The following is a 17,622-nucleotide window of genomic DNA, read 5'->3' on the forward strand; positions in this document are numbered from 1 at the left end:
CACAGCACGATTGGCGCACATCTTGATGGATCAAGCGGAAGCGCTCATAACGCGACACTCCGCCCGCCCCACCAGGTCAAGGATGCGGCAAACGGCGCCGCACGTCGGGATCAAGGCGCAGGTTCACCCCCGCCGGGTTCCCGGGACCCGCACCCCGCCCCGTACGCGAGAAGGCGCCCGACCGTCACCAGGTCGAACGCCTCCTCTCCTACGCCGCCGGATCACCCCCCGGCCGGCCCGGGCCGCCCCGCTACAGCAGCCCGTCCCACATCTGCTCCAGCAGCACCGACCACCAGCTCTCCGGCGACGCGAGCGCCGCCGCGTCGAGGGCCGCCAGCTGGTTCTGGAAGTCGACGGTCCAGCGGCCCGCCTGCTCCTGGTTGAGCCCGAACCGCAGCCGCCACATCCGGCCGAGCAGCGCCATGCAGCGCGCGAACTCGGGCAGCCCCGTGTTGACGAACTGCGGCGGCACGGGCGTCCCGCCCGGGCCGGCCTCCACCGGCACCGCCACGATGTGCGCCGTCCCGTACTGCACGCACAACGCACGCCCGAAGTCGCTGCCCATCACCAGATACGAGCCCGCGTCCGACGCCGGCTGCACCCCGCGCTCCTGCGCCAGCTCCGCCAGCGTCGGCACCGGCCGCCCCGGCTGCGCCTGCGCCCAGAAGAACGGCCCGAAGTCCACGGGCAGGCCCGCCACCACCAGGGTGTGCGCCACGATGTCCGGCACGCCCTGCCGCGACACCGCCCGCTGGTCGAAGCGGAAGATGCCGGGACCGAACGCCCCGGCCAGCTCCTGCGCCACGCCTTCCGGTGGGATCGGCGGGACGGGCGGCAGCTGCTGCAACGGCGCGCGCACGGGACCCGGACGCGCCGGGCCGTCCGCCACCTGGTGCAACTCGCCCTGGTGCGCGAGCAGTTCCCGCATGCCCTGCTGACGGGACGCGTGGTCCCTGCCGTACGGGGCGATGGACGTGATCCGCGCCTGCGGCCACGTCTCACGGATCATGCGGGCGCAGTACGCGCCCGGCAGCTCGCACGACTCCAGCTCGGTGTGCAGCTCCAGGACCTGCTGCGGCGGCACGTTCATGCCGCGCAGCTCGTGCAGGATCTGCCACTCCGGGTGCGGGGTACCGGGCGCCGAGCGGCGGATGAGCTGCTGCTCGGAGCCGTCGGCGGCGCGGTAGCGCAGCACGGCCTGGTAGCCCGGGCCCACGGTGGGCTGCCCGGTGGGCGGCTGCGGATAGCCGTACGGCTGCCCGGGCGGACCGGGCTGTACGGGCGCGGGTGCGGGCGGCGGCGGCATGCCGGGACCGCCGACCGCGGGACCGGCCAGCATCGTCGCGGCGTGGTGCACACCGCCGCCGGGGGCCCCGGGAGGCCCGGGAGGCTGCGGCGCGCCAGGCGCACCGGGCGCGCTCGGCGGCTTGATCCCCCCGGGGCCGCCGAGACTCGGGTCGGCGAACATCGTCGCCGCATGGTGCACCCCACCAGGAGGCGCACCCGGGGCACCCGGAGGACCGGGAGGCGCAGGGGGGCCGGGCGGCTTGATCCCACCAGGACCGCCGAGACTCGGGTCGGCGAACATCGTCGCGGCATGGTGCACCCCACCGGGAGGCGTACCCGGGGCACTCGGAGGACCGGGAGGCGCAGGGGGGCCGGGCGGCTGCGGCGCACCGGGCGCGGCCGGCGGCTGCCCGTCCGGGCCGAGGGAGGAGACGAGCTGCGTCGGGACGTACCCACCCGCGGGAGTACCGGGCGCACCGGGCCCGGACGGCGGCGGCGTACCCACGTCGGACACACCGGGCACACTGGGCGGACCGGGCGGCGGCGGAGTCGGCGAACCGGCAGGCGGCTGGGGCGAGTTCGCCCCAGCCTCACCCGGTACACCTGCACCCGGCGTACTCGGCACACTCGGCGCACCCTGCGGCCCCGGCCCCGCCGCACTCGGCTCCTGCGGATAGCCGTACGCCGAAGCGTCTGCCCCCGGCGGCGGAGGCACCGGTGCGCCGGTGGGCGGCGGCGGTGTGGCGGGGGACGTGTTCGGGGACGGGCCGTCCAGAGCCGGGGCGACCGTCGTGGCGGGCAGCTGGCTGCCGCCGTGCATCAGCGCCGTCTTGGCGTCCGGCGCGGCACCGGGCGGCGGGGTGTCCTCGTCGCTCAGTGCGGACAGCGGCGGTGAGAACACCGTCGCGGGCAGCGGCACCGAGTGGTCCTCGGCCGCGTCGGCGTTGGTGTCCGTACCGGCCCACGGCGTCGCCCCCGCGGGCGTGCCCTGCGACGTGGCGGCCGGGCCCTCGTCCCGCTCAGGCTCGCCGTCACCGTCCGGAGCACCGGCCGCGGGCCACGGCGTACCGCCCCCCGCAGCGGCGGCAGGCAGGGGCGTCCCGGAGGCCTCCCCGGCCCCCGCGCCCGTATCCCCGCCCGAAGCGGACGCACCAGAAGCAGCCGCACCCGAAGCTGCCACACCAGAAGCAGACGCACCCGGATTGAACGCACCAGAAGCGGACGCACCCGAAGCAGCCGCACCAGCAGCTGCCGCACCCGCAGCAGCCGCGTCCCCGCGGCGGTCCGGGATGCCCATCTTGTCCGCCGCCTCCTGGAGCCACTCCGGAGGACTCAGCAGGAACGACGTCTGATTCAGGTCGACCCGCTCCGGAGGCGGCGGCGCCGCGTCCTGCGGTGCCGCGTCCGGCAGGCCGTACTCCTCCTCGTACCGGCGGATCACCTCGCCCACGGGAAGCGACGGCCACAGCGTCGCCTCACCGCTGTCCCGCGCGATGACGAGCCGCTGGCCACCGCCGTCGGACACCGGCCCGTCCTCGCGGTCCTCCGCCCACACGACGAACCCGAGGTCGAACTCCCGCACCCGCACCGCACGGTGCTGATAGCCCGGCACATCGCCGTTGATCCACTCTTCGGCGCGCTCCTGCGCCTGCGCGAAGGTCACCATCGCCTAGTCACTCCCCAGCCGAGGACACGGGAACGGCACGCGCGAAGCCGCCGTCCACCATCAGGTTCGCCACGGTCTCCAGCTCCGGCGGGTTGCCCGCGAGCCGCCCCAGGAACGCGTCGAAGTCATCGCCGCACGGCAGCAGCAGCCGCCGCACACGCTCCGCCGGCGGCCACGCGGCCGCCTCCGAGTCGTCCCGCACGTCGTCGTACGCGCAGAACCACACCGAACCGACCCGCTCACCCTTGACCTTCACGGCGAGCAGCCCGCCCTGCACGAACCCGACGCCCAGGTAGTCCTTGGTGAGATGGTCGCGCAGACACTTGTTGACGTACACCAGGTCATTGACCGCGGCCTCGTCGCGCACCGTGAAGAACGGCTGGTCCACCAGCAGCCCCAACTCGGCGTCCAGAGCCGCCCCGACCGGCGCGCAGCCACCCGCCGCCTTCAGGAACGAACGGTAGGCACCCGGCAGCCGGTAACCCAGGTCCTCCTCCACGCCCTGCACCTGCTGCTCCGTCACCGCGACCGACGCCTTCGGCAGACCGAAGTGCGCCGGACGCGTCTCCTGGAGCGGGCGCGTGCCCCGCTTCTCGTGGTCCACGGCCGTCGTCGCGAGCCCGCCGTGATGCCGCAGCAGCGCCTTCACCTCGACCGGAATCAGTTCGAGCCGACGGCTGTCCGGCACGTGGTGCCAGGTCCAGCCGTGCGGAGTCGCCACCGCGGGAATCGTGTCCCACAGGTCATGGCCCTCCGCCGCCAGCGCCGCGTTCGCCGACACATAGTCCGTCAGGCGCAGTTCGTCGACACCGAAGCCCTCCGGGGGCTCCGCGATCTCAGCTGCGGCCCGGGCATACGCGGAGAAGTCCGGATAGCCCCGCTCGTCCACCCGCACCCCTCTGGGATGGCGGGCGGCGCGGACCGGGTCCGGGAAGTGCACGACCTGCCCGGCGTAGGCCGCGTTCGGCGGCGCGGACTGCTGCCCCAGCCGACCTGTCGTCATGGCGGTTGCCCCCTGCGGCACTGTGAAGGTTCTGATACTGCTGCTGGCTGTGCATTGTGGTTCCGGCTCTGCAATCCCGCTGATCCGGCGCCGCGGAATCGGGTCCCATGGCCTTCCGGTACTGCGGACGCCGACACAGCCTATGCGTAAGGACGACACCGGTCACCGGGCCTCCGGTTCCATGACCAGCAGCCACCGGCCGGTCACCGTACGACGAATCCCGACACCGCCCCAGGCGTGTCGCGGTGCCCCAGCTTCCGCACCACCCGCCCCATTTGGCAGGCTGTCCCCCGCGACGCGGGGGCGTGGCACACAGCGGTGACGACCGCGAGCAGGGGGAGGGACAACAGCATGATGCACACGGCACAGAGCGACACCACCGGCCACACGCCGTCCACCACGGCACCGGCACCGGTACCCGCACCGGCAGCCGCACCGGTGGAGACGACACCACCCGCGGCACTCTCCGGCGACCCACGCGTCGGCTGGAGCAGCACCGCCGCCCTCGCGCCCATCCTGCGCCAGCGCCGCGACGGCATCCTGCCGACCGTCGCCGCCGCGCTCTCCGTACGCGGCCAGACCACACTCACCTGCACCGCCAGACGCGGCGACGAACCACCCACGCTGCACCCGCTCGTCCAGGACTTCCTCGACACCCTCACCAGCGGCCAGCGCGAACGCTTCACCGGCCGCTGCGCCGAAGCCATCCTCATCTCCCGCCACCTCACCGCCGCGGACGCCGGCCGCTCCAAGCGGGCCGCCCGCAAACCCATGACCAACGGCGAAGCACGCAAAGCCCTCAAACACGCCAAACTCACCACCCGCCGCATCCGCGAGGACGGGGACCCCCTGCACGGCTCCTTCGCCCAGCCCTGCCGCTCCTGCACCGCCCTCACGGCGCACTTCGGCGTACGAGTCGTGGACCCGACGGCGACCGAAGGCTGACGCCGCCCGGCCACCCGCCGGACCAACGCCTCCACCGACCCCAGGAACCACACCAACCGCCCCGACCGAACAAGGGCCACCCCATGCACGCCGACCACCCCGCCACCGCCATCCCGGCAGGCGGCAGCACCCGCTTCCCCGTCCCCGTCGACGCCGCCCTCCGCGCAGCCGGCTGGCGACCGGGACGCTGGGACATCAAACAGGCCGAGATCTGGGCCGACGCCCTGCGCCGCCACACCTCACCCGCCGGACACCGCCACGCCGTCTTCCCCGCCGCCGTCGAGGCCTGGGCCGAATTCGGCGGACTCCACATCACCCCCCAGGGCCCCGGCCGCCAGATAGCACCGGCCACCATCAACCTCGACCCGATGTACGGCCTCCACCTCGCCCGCACCCTCGGCGACCTCGGCCGCGCCCTCGACTCCCAGGTCTGCCCCATCGGCGAGGAGACCGAGACCCAGGCCCTCCTCGCCATCGACACCGACGGCCGCGTCTACAGCCTCGACCACAGCGGCGACTGGTTCCTCGGCGCCCACCTCGACCAGGCCCTCGCCACCCTCATCACCGGCGCCCAGCCGACCCGCCTCACCGCGACCTGACCGAAAGCCACGCGACACACGCGGCAGGCACCGCCCGGCCGCCACCCCTCACCCCCCGGACGGCACCGCCGCCGGAAGCACCGCCGACACACGGAAACCGCCCCCGTCCGTCGGCCCCGACACGAACACCCCGCCGAGCCCCGTCACCCGCTCCTTCATCCCCACCAGACCATTGCCCCCGCTCGGCAGCCGCGCGTCCGCCGTCGAACCCGCCTCCGGCGGCGGCTCGTTCTCCACCTGCATCGCGATCTCCGCCGCCCGATGCGCCAACCGCACATACGTCTTCGCACCCGCCGCGTGCTTATGGACGTTCGTCAACGCCTCCTGCACCACCCGGTACGCCGTCTGCTCCACATCCGCCGCATAACCACGCGGCTCCCCCTCCACCGACAGATCCACCGCCATCCCCGCCGCCCGCGACTGCCCCACCAACTCGTCCAGCTCCGCCAGACACGGACCGTCCTCATCCACCGCACGCGACGCCGCGACCGCCGCCGCATACCCCACAGCCGCCAACGGCACCGGCTCCACCGGCTTCACCGCCTTGCCCCCATCCCCCGTACGCAGCACCCCGAGCATCTCCCGCAGCTCCGTCAACGCCTGCCGGCCCATGTCACCGACCAACGCCGCGTTCCGCACCGCCTTCTCTGGGTCCTTCCGCGCCACCGCCTGCAACGCCGCCGCGTGCACCACCATCAGACTCACCCGGTGCGCCACCACGTCATGCATCTCACGGGCGATCCGCGTCCGCTCCTCGTTGCGCGCCCACTCCGCACGCTCCTCCGCCCGCTCGGCCAGCAGCTGAAGCTCCCGCTCCAAGTCGTCCGCCCGCTCCCGCAGACTCTCCATCAACCGCCGTCGCGCCCCCACATACAGCCCCAGCAGCACCGGCGGAGCCGTCACGCCGATCGCCGCGGCCACCGCGAAGAACGGCACGTACTCGCTGCCGATCGGCGGATGCGTCCCCTCCTCCGCCAGATCCCGGCTGGCCCGCACCATCGTGACGATCAGCGTCCCCGCCATCGACATGCCCGCGAGCGCGCCCGTGATCCGGCGCGGCAGCTCCGAGGCCGCCAGCGAGTACAGGCCGACGATCGTCAGCAGGAAGCCCATCTGGGCGGGCGTGATCGCGATGGATATCAGCACCACGGCCACGGGCCAGCGGCGCCGGAACAGCAGCGCGGCACCCGCGAGCACCCCGAAACCGACCCCCACCGCCGTCGGCAGCCCCGCGTCCCGCGCGAACGCGATGCCCTCGGCCCCGCACTCGGCCGCGGACACCGCCGCGAGCCCCACATCCAACGCGGCCCCGCGCCGCCTCTCCCACCACCACGGCCCGGTCAAGGCCGCGGTGTGGTCGTCCCCCGTCGTGGTCATGCCTTCCAGCGTACGGGCGTCCCGCCCCGGTTTTCCGGTGAGTTTCCGGCGCGGTGATCCAGCACACGCACCGTTCGAACGAAAGCGAAACCTGCCGGTATCCCTCGAACTGTTGACCTTGGCGGCGTTCCCGGCCGGAAGCCCGCATTCCGGACGACGGTTCTCACATGACGGAGATCAGCGGCCGCCGCGTGGGCGGCCTGAGCAAGTACGAGGACTTCGAGGGGCTGCGGGAGAGGGCGATCGCGTTACGGCGGGCCGGGTTCAGCCTTCGGCAGATCCGCGACGAACTGAAGGTCCACAACAACGACCTCTTGAACCGGTTGGTCCACGGCGAGCCGCCCCCGGAGTGGACCAAGCGCCCGAACGCCAAGGACGACCTCCGGGAACGGGCACGGGAGCTGCGGCTCCAGGGTTGGACGTACGACCAGATCCAGGTGGAACTGGGCTGCTCGAAGAGTTCCATCTCGCTGTGGGTACGGGATCTGCCGAAGCCGGAGCGGCGGGAACCGTCGGAGCAGGCAAGGTTGGCGGGTCGCAAACGGTGGGAGCACGAGCTCGCAGTGCGTGACGAGGCGCGGCAGCGTACGAAAGCTGCAGCGGAGCAGGCGATCGGTGATCTGTCAGACCGCGAGCTGTTCTTGGTGGGAGTCGCCCTTTACTGGGCCGAAGGCGCCAAGGACAAGCCGTACGACCGGCGAGAGAACGTCCTCTTCGTCAACAGCGACCCTAGCGTGATCCAGACATACGTGGCCTGGCTCAACCTGCTCGGGATCGCTCCCGAGCGCCGTCAGTACCGGCTCATGATCCACGAGTCCGCTGACGTCGCCGCGGCGGAGCAGTACTGGGCCGACCTGCTGCGTGTCGACGTGGCCACGTTCCAGCAGACGACTCTGAAGAAGCACAACCCGAAAACGGTCCGTAAGAACACCGGCGAGGGCTACCACGGTTGCCTCGTCATTCGCGTCCGAAAAGGTGCCGACCTGTACTGCCACATCGAGGGGTGGTGGAATGGGATCACTGCAGATGCAGTGACACGACTCAGGTAGGGTCTGAGGCGTGATCCGCCGTGGGGTAGCGGCATCCCGCAGGCCTTTGGAGCCTTGAGACGCTGGTTCGAATCCAGCCGGCGGAGCTACAGATTCCGGGTCCTGACCGTGCGGTCAGGACCCGCCCCCATTTCCACCCCCCTACGCCCCGGTATCCTGCGGATGTCCACCCCACCCAGGCACCCCACGCCATCCGAAGCCGAAGGGCACCCCCGTGAGCGCAACTCGCCCGGCAGCCGTCGTCGTCCTCGCCGCGGGTGAGGGCACCCGCATGAAGTCGGACCTGCCCAAGGTCCTGCACGAGATCTGCGGGCGTTCCCTCATCGGGCACGTGCTGCACGCCGCCTCCGCGCTCTCGCCCGAGCAGCTCGTCACCGTCGTCGGTTTCCAGAGCGAGCAGGTCCGCGAGCACCTCGGCGCCATCGCGCCGCAGGTCCGCACGGCCTACCAGGCGGAGCAGAACGGCACGGGACACGCCGTCCGCATCGGTCTCGAAGAGCTGGGCGGTGTGGTCGACGGCACGGTCATCGTCGTCTGCGGCGACACCCCGCTGCTGACCGGCGAGACGCTCCAGAGGCTCGCCGCCACGCACGGCGCCGACGGCAACGCCGTGACGGTGCTGACGGCCGAGGTGCCGGACGCGACGGGTTACGGCCGCATCGTGCGCGACGGCGCGAACGGCGCGGTCACCGCGATCGTGGAGCACAAGGACGCCACGGAGTCGCAGCGCGCGATCCGTGAGATCAACTCGGGGGTCTTCGCCTTCGACGGCCGGCTCCTGGCGGAGGCGCTCGGCAAGGTGCGCACCGACAACAGCCAGGGCGAGGAGTACCTCACCGATGTGCTGGGGATTCTGCGCGAGGCCGGGCACCGGGTCGGCGCGGCCGTGGCCGGGGACCACGAGGAGATCGCGGGGATCAACAATCGCGTTCAACTGGCGCAGGCGCGTCGTACGTTGAACGACCGGTTGCTGACGGAGGCGATGCTCGCGGGTGTCACGGTGGTGGACCCGGCTTCGACGTGGGTGGACGCGACGGTGACGTTCGAGCGGGACGCGGTGGTGCATCCGGGTACGCAGCTGCACGGTGCCACGCATGTGGCGAAGGGTGCCGAGGTGGGGCCGAACGCGCGGCTGACGGACACGAAGGTGGGTCCGGGGGCGCGGGTCGACAACAGCGTGGCGGTGGGCGCGGAGGTCGGGGAGCGGGCGAGTGTCGGTCCGTTCGCGTATCTGCGGCCGGGTACGCGGCTTGGGACGGCGTCCAAGGCGGGTACGTATGTGGAGATGAAGAACGCGACGGTGGGTGAGGGTTCGAAGGTGCCGCACCTGTCGTACGTGGGTGACGCGACGATCGGTGAGTACTCGAACATCGGTGCGGCGAGCGTCTTCGTGAACTATGACGGCGAGGCGAAGCATCACACGACGGTGGGGTCTCACTGTCGTACGGGTTCGGACAACATGTTTGTGGCTCCTGTCACGGTGGGGGACGGTGCTTACACCGCTGCCGGGTCCGTGATCACGAGGGATGTGCCGGCGGGTTCGCTGGCCGTCGCGCGGGGCCAGCAGCGGAATATCGAGGGCTGGGTGGCCCGCAAGCGTCCGGGGAGCGCGGCGGCGAAGGCCGCGGAGGCGGCGTCCCGGGAGGCGGACGGCGCAAGCTGACCGGAAACAGGTGCCTCTGACACGGCGTACCGTGATAGGTGCACACATTCGGCCGACTCGTCGCATCGGGACGCGTGAGTACGGCAGCGGGAAGAACTCTCTGAGGAGACAGTGCTGTGACCGGGATCAAGACGACCGGCGAGAAGAAGTTGATGCTCTTCTCCGGCCGCGCCCACCCCGAGTTGGCCGAGGAGGTCGCACACAAGCTGGGTGTCGGCATCGTGCCGACGAAGGCCTTCGATTTCGCCAATGGTGAGATCTATGTCCGCTATCAGGAGTCGGCGCGTGGCGCCGACTGCTTTTTGATCCAGAGCCACACCGCTCCGATCAATAAGTGGATCATGGAGCAGTTGATCATGATCGACGCGCTGAAGCGCGCGTCGGCCCGCTCCATCACCGTCATCGTGCCGTTCTACGGTTACGCGCGTCAGGACAAGAAGCACCGTGGGCGTGAACCGATCTCGGCGCGTCTGATCGCGGACCTGATGAAGACCGCGGGTGCCGACCGCATCCTCACGGTCGACCTGCACACCGACCAGATCCAGGGCTTCTTCGACGGGCCGGTCGATCATCTGTTCGCGCTGCCGATCCTCGCGGATTACGTGGGCGCGAAGGTGGACCGCTCGAAGCTGACGGTGGTCTCCCCCGACGCCGGCCGCGTCCGTGTGGCCGACCGCTGGTGCGACCGGCTGGGCGCGCCGCTGGCGATCGTCCACAAGCGGCGTGACAAGGACGTCGCGAACCAGGTCACCGTGCACGAGGTGGTCGGTGAGGTGCAGGGCCGGGTGTGTGTCCTGGTCGACGACATGATCGACACGGGTGGCACGATCTGTGCCGCGGCGGACGCGCTGTTCGCGCACGGTGCGGAGGACGTCATCGTGACGGCGACGCACGGTGTGCTGTCGGGTCCGGCGGCGGACCGGCTGAAGAACTCGAAGGTGAGCGAGTTCGTGTTCACGGACACGCTGCCGACGCCGGGTGAGCTGGAGCTGGACAAGATCACGGTGCTGTCGATCGCGCCGACGATCGCGAACGCGGTGCGTGAGGTGTTCGAGGACGGTTCGGTGACGAGCCTCTTCGAGGAGCAGTAAAGATCCTTTTGGGTGTGGCCTCCCGGCCGAGTAGACTGCTGAAGTTGCTCGGCGAGGGAGGCCTCACCTTTGTGGTGGGGCGGTCCGTTATCGACGCGCTCTTCGTAGCAGGCCAGTCGTATGGCCGGGTAACCCCATCCGACACCTGTTGTACGAGGAGTGCACATGTCCGAGGTCAAGATTTCCGCCGAGGTCCGTACGGAGTTCGGCAAGGGCGCTTCGCGCCGCGTCCGCCGTGAGAACAAGGTTCCCGGCGTTCTCTACGGCCACGGTGCCGACCCGGTCCACCTGACGCTGCCGGGCCACGAGCTGCTGCTCGCCCTGCGTACGCCGAACGTCCTGATCTCCCTGGACGTCGACGGCAAGACCCAGCTGGCCATCCCGAAGGCCGTGCAGCGTGACGCTCTCCGTCAGGGCATCCTGAAGCACGTCGACCTGCTGCTGGTGCGCAGCGGCGAGAAGGTCACGGTCGAGATCCCGGTCCACACCGAGGGCGAGCTGGCCCCGGGCAACAACCTTCTCGAGCACGTGCTGAGCACGCTGCCGGTGGAGGCCGAGGCCACGCACATCCCGACCGAGGTCACCGTCTCCGTCGCGGGTCTGGACGCCGGTGCGTCCATCCTGGCCAAGGACATCCCGCTGCCGTCGGGTTCCAAGCTGGCGATCGACGAGGACGCGGTCGTCATCCAGGTCCTGGCCGCGCAGGCCGAGGAGGCCCCGGCCGAGTCCGCCGAGGGCGACGCGTCCGCCGAGGCCTGATCCTCGCGACGTACATCCGGCACGGCAGCCGCCGCTCCCTCGGGGGCGGCGGCTGCCGCGTATGCAAGGAGACATGCACGTGACGACCGACGCCAACGCCGACGCGCCGTGGTTGATCGCGGGCCTCGGCAACCCGGGTCCCGAGTACGCCATGAACCGGCACAACGTGGGTTTCATGGTGGCCGACCTGCTGGCACAGCGGATCGGCGGCAAGTTCAAGCGGGCCGCGAAGGCGCAGGCCCAGGTGGTGGAGGGCAGGATCGGGGCGCCGGGTCCGGCGAGCCGTCGGGTGATCCTGGTGAAGCCGATGTCGTACATGAACGTCTCGGGCGGTCCGGTGACGGCGCTGCGTGACTTCTACAAGGTGCCGACGGGGCACATCGTGGCGGTCCATGACGAGCTGGACATCGACTACGGCGCGCTGCGGCTGAAGCTGGGCGGCGGCGACAACGGCCACAACGGTCTGAAGTCGATGACGAAGGCGATGGGCCCGGATTACCACCGGGTGCGGTTCGGGATCGGCCGGCCGCCGGGGCGGATGCAGGTGGCGGACTTCGTGCTGAAGGACTTCGCGTCGGCGGAGCGCAAGGAGCTGGACTACTTCGTGGACCGGGCGGCGGACGCGGTGGAGGCCCTGATCACCGAGGGCCTGGAGCGGGCGCAGAGCACGTACAACTCCTGAAAAGGGGCGCCCCCGTGAGGAGCGCCCCTTTAGGGGCGCGGGGAACTGCGCGCCCAGCCCCCCACGCACCCGCAGAAAATCAGCCGGTGTTCCGAAGCCCGGCCGCGACACCGTTGACGGTAAGAAGCAAGGCCCGCCCCAGCAACGGGTCCGGCTCCTCCCCCGCCGCCGCCGCGTCGCGCTGCCGCTTCAGCAGCGCGACCTGGAGGTACGAGATCGGGTCGAGATACGCGTCCCGGATCGCGAAGGTCTGCCGAAGCGCCGGGTGGGAGCCGAGGAGCTCCTCCTCGCCGGTGACCCGCAGCACCTCGCGCACGGTCAGCTCATGCTCTTCCTTGATCGTCTCGAAGACGTGCTTCAGCTCGTCGGGGACGAGCGTGTCGACGTAGTGCTGTGCGATGCGCAGGTCGGTCTTGGCGAGCGTCATCTCGACGTTGGAGATGAAGTTGCGGAAGAAGTGCCAGTGCTCGTGCATCTCGTCGAGGACGGTGTCGAGTCCGGCCTCGCGCAGTGCCTTGAGGCCCGAGCCCACTCCGAACCAGCCGGGCACGATCTGTCGTGACTGGGTCCAGCCGAAGACCCACGGGATGGCGCGCAGTCCGTCGAGCGAGACGCCGGAGCCGGGGCGGCGGGAGGGCCGCGAGCCGAGGTGCAGGTCGGCGAGCTGGTCGACCGGGGTCGACGCGAGGAAGTACGTGGGCAGGTCGGGGTCCTCGACGAGGCGCCGGTAGGTGGAGTGGGCGGCGTCGGAGACGACGTCCATGGCGGCGTCCCAGCGGGCGAGGGCCTCGTCGGACTGGCGCGGGGCGGTGTGCAGGGCGGAGGCCTGGAGGGTGGCCGCGACGGTCAGTTCGAGGTTCTCGCGGGCCAGGGACGGCACGAGGTACTTGTCGGAGATGACCTCGCCCTGCTCGGTGACCTTGATCTCGCCTTCCAGGGTGCCCCAGGGCTGGGCGAGGATGGCGTCGTGGGAGGGGCCGCCGCCGCGGCCGACGGTGCCGCCGCGGCCGTGGAAGAGCCGCAGCCGTACGCCGTAGCGGTGGGCGACGTCACGCAGCCTGCGCTGCGCCCGGTGGATCTCCCACTGGCTGGTGGTGATGCCGCCGAACTTGGAGGAGTCGGAGTAGCCGAGCATGACCTCCTGGACGTCGCCCCGCAGGGCCACCAGGCGCCGGTAGGACGGGTCGGCGAGCATCTCGTCGAGGATGACGTCGGCGGCGCGCAGCTCGTCGGTGGTCTCCAGGAGCGGCACGATGCCGATCTTGGCCCAGCCGGCGTGCAGGTCGATGAGGCCGGCCTCGCGGGCGAGGACGGCGGCGGCGAAGACGTCGTCGGCGCCCTGGCACATGGAGATGATGTACGACTCGACGACCTCGGGTCCGAAGACTTCGAGGGCCTTCTTGACGGTGTGGAAGACGCCGAGGGTCTTCTCGCCGGCGGCGTCGAGCGGGGCGGGGGACGGCGCGAGGGGGCGCCGCGAGCGCAGCTCCTTGGCGAGGAGCTTCTGGCGGTACTCGCGGGGCATGTCCGTGTAGCGCCAGGACTCCTCGCCGAGGCGGTCGAAGAGCTGGCCGAGCGCGTGGTGGTGGGCGTCGGCGTGTTCGCGTACGTCCATGGTGGCGAGCTGGAGGCCGAACGCGGCGAGGGTGCGGATGGTGCGGTTCATCCGGCCGTCGGCGAAGAGGGCGCCCTTGTGTTCGCGCAGGGAGGTCTGGATGAGCGTGAGGTCTTCGAGCAGCTCGCCGGTGCCGAGGTAGTCGCGGCCGGGTTCGTGGGCGGTGCCCTTGGCGAGGCGCTGCTTGGTGTTCTCCAGCTTCTGCCGGATGCAGGTGGCCTTGAGGCGGTAGGGCTCTTCGGCGTTGAGGCGCTTGTACCGGGGGCTGATCTCGGGGAGGCGCTCCAGGTCGGCCCGGAGGGAGGCCTTCAGCTCGTCGGTGGCGCCGGTGTAGCGGATGGAGTTGGAGAGGAAGCCGCGCAGCTCGTCGATCATGTCGAGCGCGTCGTTGATGCCGTGCTCGTGCTGGAGGATCAGGACGTCCCAGGTGACGGCGGGCGTCACGTTGGGGTTGCCGTCGCGGTCACCGCCGATCCAGGTGCCGAAGGTGAGGGGGCGGGTGCCTTCGGGGAGCTGGACGCCGACGCGCTCCAGTTCGGCGGTGAGGTCTTCGAGTACGTCGCCGACGGCGCCGGCGTGCAGCTCGTCGAGGTAGTAGATGGCGTTGCGGGCCTCGTCGGTGGGCTCGGGGCGTACGACGCGCAGTTCGTCGGTCTGCCAGACGAGGTCGATGTTCTCGGCCAGTCGGGTGTCGTGGCGGCGCCGGTCGGAGTCGATGACCGGCGTCTCCAGGAGTTCGGCGACGCGGCGGAGCTTGTTGAGGACCGAGCGGCGGGCGGCCTCGGTGGGGTGCGCGGTGAAGACGGGCCGCACGTTGAGGTGCTGCACGGTCTGGCGCAGGTGTTCGGGGTCGGCGTCCTTGAGGCGGTCCGCGGTGCGGGCGAGGAGTCCGCCCTCGGCGGCGCGCTTGGCGCGCAGCTCGCGTCCGCGGTGGACCTGCTCGGTGACGTTCGCCAGGTGGAAGTAGGTGGAGAAGGCGCGGACCAGCTTGGCGGCGGTCTCCAGTTCGGTGCCGCCGAGCAGCTTGGCGGCGGCCTCGCCGTCCTCGCGCGTCAGGCGGCGGACCTTCTCGACCAGTTCGAGGAGTTCGGGGCCCTCTTGGCGTACGAGGGTCTCGCCCAGCAGGTCGCCGAGGCGGCGGATGTCGGCGCGCAGCTCGGTGCTGGCGGGGCTGGTGGCCTGGCGGCCCTGGTCGTCGGCACTGCTCACAGGTGCGGCTCCTTGCAGTGTTTGAAGCTCGTCTGGGAGGGGTCCCGGTAAGTGTCCGGGGAGATTCAGAGCGGACCGCGCTGTCCGACCGGTTCCAAGGATAGGTGTCACCGCGCGGCACGGAAGTTTCGGCCACTTGCCGAGACGCCCCGCGCTGCCATACTTACGTCGCCGTAGGTTACGGACCCGTAGGAAGCGGAACCCGTACCCGTGCACCTTCTCTCCGACCTTGATCCTCGACCCCCCAGGGACGTGCCCATGACGACAGCCTCCGATGCGCCTTCCGAGACCGATGTGATCGACGACGCTCCCGCCCCGAGGGCGGCGGTGCCCCCCGAACCGGTGCCCCCCGCGACGCTGGGCGGTGAGCAGAAGCGGTCCGTGGAGCAGCTGGCGCTGCTCCTGTTCATCGTCGTGCCCTTCCTGGCCGTACTGGCGGCGGTGCCGCTGGCGTGGGGGTGGGGGGTGAGCTGGCTCGATCTCGGTCTGCTCGTGTTCATGTACTTCCTGGGGTGCCACGGCATCACGATCGGCTTCCACCGTTACTTCACGCATGGTTCGTTCAAGGCGAGGCGTCCGCTGCGGATCGCGCTGGCGATCGCCGGTTCGATGGCCGTGGAGGGGCCGGTGGTGCGCTGGGTGGCCGACCACCGCAAGCACCACAAGTTCTCGGACGCGGAGGGCGATCCGCACTCGCCGTGGCGTTTCGGTGAGACGGTCCCGGCCCTGATGAAGGGCCTGTGGTGGGCGCACATCGGATGGATGTTCGACGAGGAGCGGACGCCGCAGGAGAAGTACGCGCCGGACCTGGTCAAGGACCCGGCGATCCGCCGGATCTCGCGGCAGTTCCTGTTCTGGACGATCGTCTCCCTCGCGATCCCGCCGCTGGTCGGCGGTCTGGTGACGATGTCGTGGTGGGGGGCGTTCACGGCGTTCTTCTGGGGCTCGCTGGTGCGTGTGGCGCTGCTGCACCACGTGACGTGGTCGATCAACTCCATCTGCCACGCGGTCGGCAAGCGCCCCTTCAAGTCCCGTGACCGCTCCGGCAACGTGTGGTGGCTGGCGGTGCTGTCGTGCGGCGAGTCCTGGCACAACCTCCACCACGCCGACCCGACGTCCGCGCGGCACGGCGTGATGAAGGGCCAGCTCGACTCCTCGGCGCGGATCATCCGCTGGTGCGAGCGGCTCGGCTGGGCGTACGACGTGCGGTGGCCGTCGAAGGCCCGCATCGACTCCCGCCGACAGCCACAGGGTGCTGACGCGGCATGATGGACGACGTGGCGACCGACTCCAGCAACCCCAGCCCTGCCGGCAAAGAGAAGCAGCCCCGGCGCACCCGCCGGACCCGGATGACGGGAGCCGAGCGCCGGGAGCAGTTGCTGGACATCGGCCGCACGCTGTTCGCCTCGAAGGGTTTCGAGGGCACGTCGGTGGAGGAGATCGCGGCGAAGGCCGGGGTCTCCAAGCCGGTGGTGTACGAGCACTTCGGGGGCAAGGAGGGCCTGTACGCGGTGGTGGTGGACCGGGAGATGCGTCAGCTCCTGGACATGGTGACCGGCGCGCTCACCGCCGGGCACCCGCGGGAACTCCTCGAACAGGCGGCGTTCGCGCTGCTCGACTACATCGAGACGTACACGGACGGCTTCCGCATCCTGGTCCGCGACTCGCCCGTGGCGCAGTCCACGGGCACTTTCGCCTCCCTCATCTCCGACATCGCCACGCAGGTGGAGGACATCCTGGGGCAGGAGTTCAAGGGCCGCGGCTTCGACCAGAAGCTGGCGCCGCTGTACGCGCAGGCGCTGGTCGGCATGGTGGCGCTGACGGGGCAGTGGTGGCTGGACGTCCGCAAGCCGAAGAAGGCGGAGGTCGCGGCGCACCTGGTGAACCTGGCGTGGCACGGCCTGGACGGGCTGGAGCCGAAGCCGCGGCTGATAGGGCACCGCAAGAGCTGACGGCTCCTCGGAACGGGGGGCGTGGCGCGGTCAGCCGCGCGTGATGTCCTCGCCGATGGTGAAGCCCTTGGCGGGGCCGCCCGGAATGACCGCCTCGGTGCCGTAGGGCACGCGGTGCTCGTCCTCGTAGGTCGCCTTCTCCGGATTGGGCGCGGTCAGGACGTGGACGGCACCGCCCTCGTCGAAGTCGTCGACGATCACGTAGACGGGAATGCCCGCGCGGGCGTACTCGCGGCGCTTGCGGACCCGGTCCCGCTCGATGTTGCGGCGGCCGGGTGACACGACCTCGATGACCATGGGGACTCCGGAGGCGTCGACGCCGAGGTCTTCTTCGTCCGGGATCTCGTCGAGGTCTTCGGGGCCGACGAAGAGGTCGGGGACCCATGCCTTCTGGCGGTGGATGACGTTGCCGTCGTGGTAGGGCGCGTGACCGCTGCCCTGCATGTGGGTCTCCAGGGCCCGGCGGAGGCGGTTGATGACGACCGTATGACGACGGCGACCGGTGGGCGACACCTCGATGGCTCCCTCGATGATCTCGGCGCGGTAGCCCTCGGGGAGATCCATGGCCTTCCACGCCTGCCACAGGACCTCGTCCAAGTCGGATACCGGGTTGTCCACCACGGGAGTCACCTCATGTGCGAGAGCGGTCATCGTGCAGCACCTCCTCCATCAGTGTGGGCGCGGGCGCCACTGCGGCACAAGCGACACCGCGACGCTAGGGCGCA

At 70.8% G+C, this 17,622-nt stretch carries 14 protein-coding genes and 1 tRNA gene; 10 read left to right on the plus strand and 5 right to left on the minus strand.

Annotated elements, in window-relative coordinates; translation table 11 throughout:
* Positions 1 to 250 precede the first annotated feature (250 nt).
* The gene (locus tag J2N69_RS14545) at positions 251 to 2,953 is read right to left on the minus strand and encodes an SUKH-4 family immunity protein (protein WP_230901124.1); all 2,703 of its coding nucleotides are present in this window, start codon (positions 2,951 to 2,953) and stop codon (positions 251 to 253) included.
* Positions 2,954 to 2,960: 7 nt separating this feature from the next.
* Positions 2,961 to 3,956: an SMI1/KNR4 family protein gene (locus J2N69_RS14550; RefSeq protein WP_230901125.1), complete on the minus strand. Its 996-nt coding sequence runs from the start codon at positions 3,954 to 3,956 to the stop codon at positions 2,961 to 2,963.
* Between the two features lie 354 nt (positions 3,957 to 4,310).
* Between J2N69_RS14550 and J2N69_RS14555 the strand changes: the two genes are divergently transcribed.
* Both J2N69_RS14555 and J2N69_RS14560 read left to right on the plus strand, forming a co-directional pair.
* The gene (locus tag J2N69_RS14555; RefSeq protein ID WP_230904733.1) at positions 4,311 to 4,901 is read left to right on the plus strand and encodes a YwqJ-related putative deaminase; all 591 of its coding nucleotides are present in this window, start codon (positions 4,311 to 4,313) and stop codon (positions 4,899 to 4,901) included.
* Positions 4,902 to 4,984: 83 nt separating this feature from the next.
* Positions 4,985 to 5,500, plus strand: a complete 516-nt coding sequence (locus J2N69_RS14560) for an SUKH-3 domain-containing protein (protein WP_230901126.1) — start codon at positions 4,985 to 4,987, stop codon at positions 5,498 to 5,500.
* A gap of 48 nt (positions 5,501 to 5,548) precedes the next feature.
* Here J2N69_RS14560 and J2N69_RS14565 read toward each other — a convergent pair whose 3' ends face one another.
* Complete coding sequence (locus J2N69_RS14565) at positions 5,549 to 6,877, minus strand: sensor histidine kinase (RefSeq protein ID WP_127909856.1); 1,329 nt, start codon at positions 6,875 to 6,877, stop codon at positions 5,549 to 5,551.
* Between the two features lie 167 nt (positions 6,878 to 7,044).
* On the opposite strand from J2N69_RS14565, the gene J2N69_RS14570 reads away from it, so the two are divergent.
* The 6 genes from J2N69_RS14570 to pth all read left to right on the plus strand — a co-directional run bounded on the left by J2N69_RS14570 (position 7,045) and on the right by pth (position 12,121).
* Positions 7,045 to 7,926, plus strand: coding sequence for a hypothetical protein (locus J2N69_RS14570; RefSeq protein WP_230901127.1), 882 nt, complete (start codon positions 7,045 to 7,047; stop codon positions 7,924 to 7,926).
* Between the two features lie 14 nt (positions 7,927 to 7,940).
* Positions 7,941 to 8,012, plus strand: a tRNA-Gln gene (locus J2N69_RS14575).
* Positions 8,013 to 8,140: 128 nt separating this feature from the next.
* On the plus strand, positions 8,141 to 9,589 hold the full coding sequence (glmU, locus tag J2N69_RS14580; RefSeq protein ID WP_127909858.1) for a bifunctional UDP-N-acetylglucosamine diphosphorylase/glucosamine-1-phosphate N-acetyltransferase GlmU: 1,449 nt from the start codon (positions 8,141 to 8,143) through the stop codon (positions 9,587 to 9,589).
* Positions 9,590 to 9,705: 116 nt separating this feature from the next.
* On the plus strand, positions 9,706 to 10,680 hold the full coding sequence (locus tag J2N69_RS14585; protein WP_127909859.1) for a ribose-phosphate diphosphokinase: 975 nt from the start codon (positions 9,706 to 9,708) through the stop codon (positions 10,678 to 10,680).
* A 165-nt stretch (positions 10,681 to 10,845) separates the two neighbouring features.
* Positions 10,846 to 11,439, plus strand: coding sequence for a 50S ribosomal protein L25/general stress protein Ctc (locus tag J2N69_RS14590; protein ID WP_230901128.1), 594 nt, complete (start codon positions 10,846 to 10,848; stop codon positions 11,437 to 11,439).
* Between the two features lie 73 nt (positions 11,440 to 11,512).
* The gene (pth, locus tag J2N69_RS14595) at positions 11,513 to 12,121 is read left to right on the plus strand and encodes an aminoacyl-tRNA hydrolase (protein WP_230901129.1); all 609 of its coding nucleotides are present in this window, start codon (positions 11,513 to 11,515) and stop codon (positions 12,119 to 12,121) included.
* Between the two features lie 79 nt (positions 12,122 to 12,200).
* Here the strand turns inward: pth and ppc are convergent, their stop codons facing one another.
* Positions 12,201 to 14,945: a phosphoenolpyruvate carboxylase gene (gene ppc / locus J2N69_RS14600; RefSeq protein ID WP_230901130.1), complete on the minus strand. Its 2,745-nt coding sequence runs from the start codon at positions 14,943 to 14,945 to the stop codon at positions 12,201 to 12,203.
* A 258-nt stretch (positions 14,946 to 15,203) separates the two neighbouring features.
* On the opposite strand from ppc, the gene J2N69_RS14605 reads away from it, so the two are divergent.
* Positions 15,204 to 16,214, plus strand: a complete 1,011-nt coding sequence (locus J2N69_RS14605) for an acyl-CoA desaturase (protein ID WP_230901131.1) — start codon at positions 15,204 to 15,206, stop codon at positions 16,212 to 16,214.
* Positions 16,211 to 16,897: a TetR/AcrR family transcriptional regulator gene (locus tag J2N69_RS14610; protein ID WP_230901132.1), complete on the plus strand. Its 687-nt coding sequence runs from the start codon at positions 16,211 to 16,213 to the stop codon at positions 16,895 to 16,897. Before J2N69_RS14605 ends, J2N69_RS14610 begins: the two co-directional genes overlap by 4 nt.
* Positions 16,898 to 16,927: 30 nt before the next feature.
* On the opposite strand, the gene J2N69_RS14615 is transcribed toward J2N69_RS14610, so the two are convergent.
* A complete protein-coding gene (locus tag J2N69_RS14615; RefSeq protein ID WP_230901133.1) occupies positions 16,928 to 17,548 on the minus strand; it encodes a Uma2 family endonuclease in 621 nt (206 codons plus the stop codon).
* Positions 17,549 to 17,622: the final 74 nt, after the last annotated feature.

Origin of the sequence: Streptomyces huasconensis, assembly GCF_021028635.1 — a bacterium.
Classification (GTDB): Bacteria; Actinomycetota; Actinomycetes; order Streptomycetales; family Streptomycetaceae; genus Streptomyces; species Streptomyces huasconensis.

What these genes read in the sequence shown, in the direction of transcription:
- J2N69_RS14545 (WP_230901124.1), bottom strand. Translation starts at nt 2,953, where the DNA reads ATGGTGACCTTCGCGCAGGCGCAGGAGCGCGCCGAAGAGTGGATCAAC.
- J2N69_RS14550 (WP_230901125.1), bottom strand. Translation starts at nt 3,956, where the DNA reads ATGACGACAGGTCGGCTGGGGCAGCAGTCCGCGCCGCCGAACGCGGCC.
- J2N69_RS14555 (WP_230904733.1), top strand. Translation starts at nt 4,311, where the DNA reads ATGCACACGGCACAGAGCGACACCACCGGCCACACGCCGTCCACCACG.
- J2N69_RS14560 (WP_230901126.1), top strand. Translation starts at nt 4,985, where the DNA reads ATGCACGCCGACCACCCCGCCACCGCCATCCCGGCAGGCGGCAGCACC.
- J2N69_RS14565 (WP_127909856.1), bottom strand. Translation starts at nt 6,877, where the DNA reads ATGACCACGACGGGGGACGACCACACCGCGGCCTTGACCGGGCCGTGG.
- J2N69_RS14570 (WP_230901127.1), top strand. Translation starts at nt 7,045, where the DNA reads ATGACGGAGATCAGCGGCCGCCGCGTGGGCGGCCTGAGCAAGTACGAG.
- J2N69_RS14590 (WP_230901128.1), top strand. Translation starts at nt 10,846, where the DNA reads ATGTCCGAGGTCAAGATTTCCGCCGAGGTCCGTACGGAGTTCGGCAAG.
- pth (WP_230901129.1), top strand. Translation starts at nt 11,513, where the DNA reads ATGCACGTGACGACCGACGCCAACGCCGACGCGCCGTGGTTGATCGCG.
- J2N69_RS14605 (WP_230901131.1), top strand. Translation starts at nt 15,204, where the DNA reads ATGACGACAGCCTCCGATGCGCCTTCCGAGACCGATGTGATCGACGAC.
- J2N69_RS14610 (WP_230901132.1), top strand. Translation starts at nt 16,211, where the DNA reads ATGATGGACGACGTGGCGACCGACTCCAGCAACCCCAGCCCTGCCGGC.
- J2N69_RS14615 (WP_230901133.1), bottom strand. Translation starts at nt 17,548, where the DNA reads ATGACCGCTCTCGCACATGAGGTGACTCCCGTGGTGGACAACCCGGTA.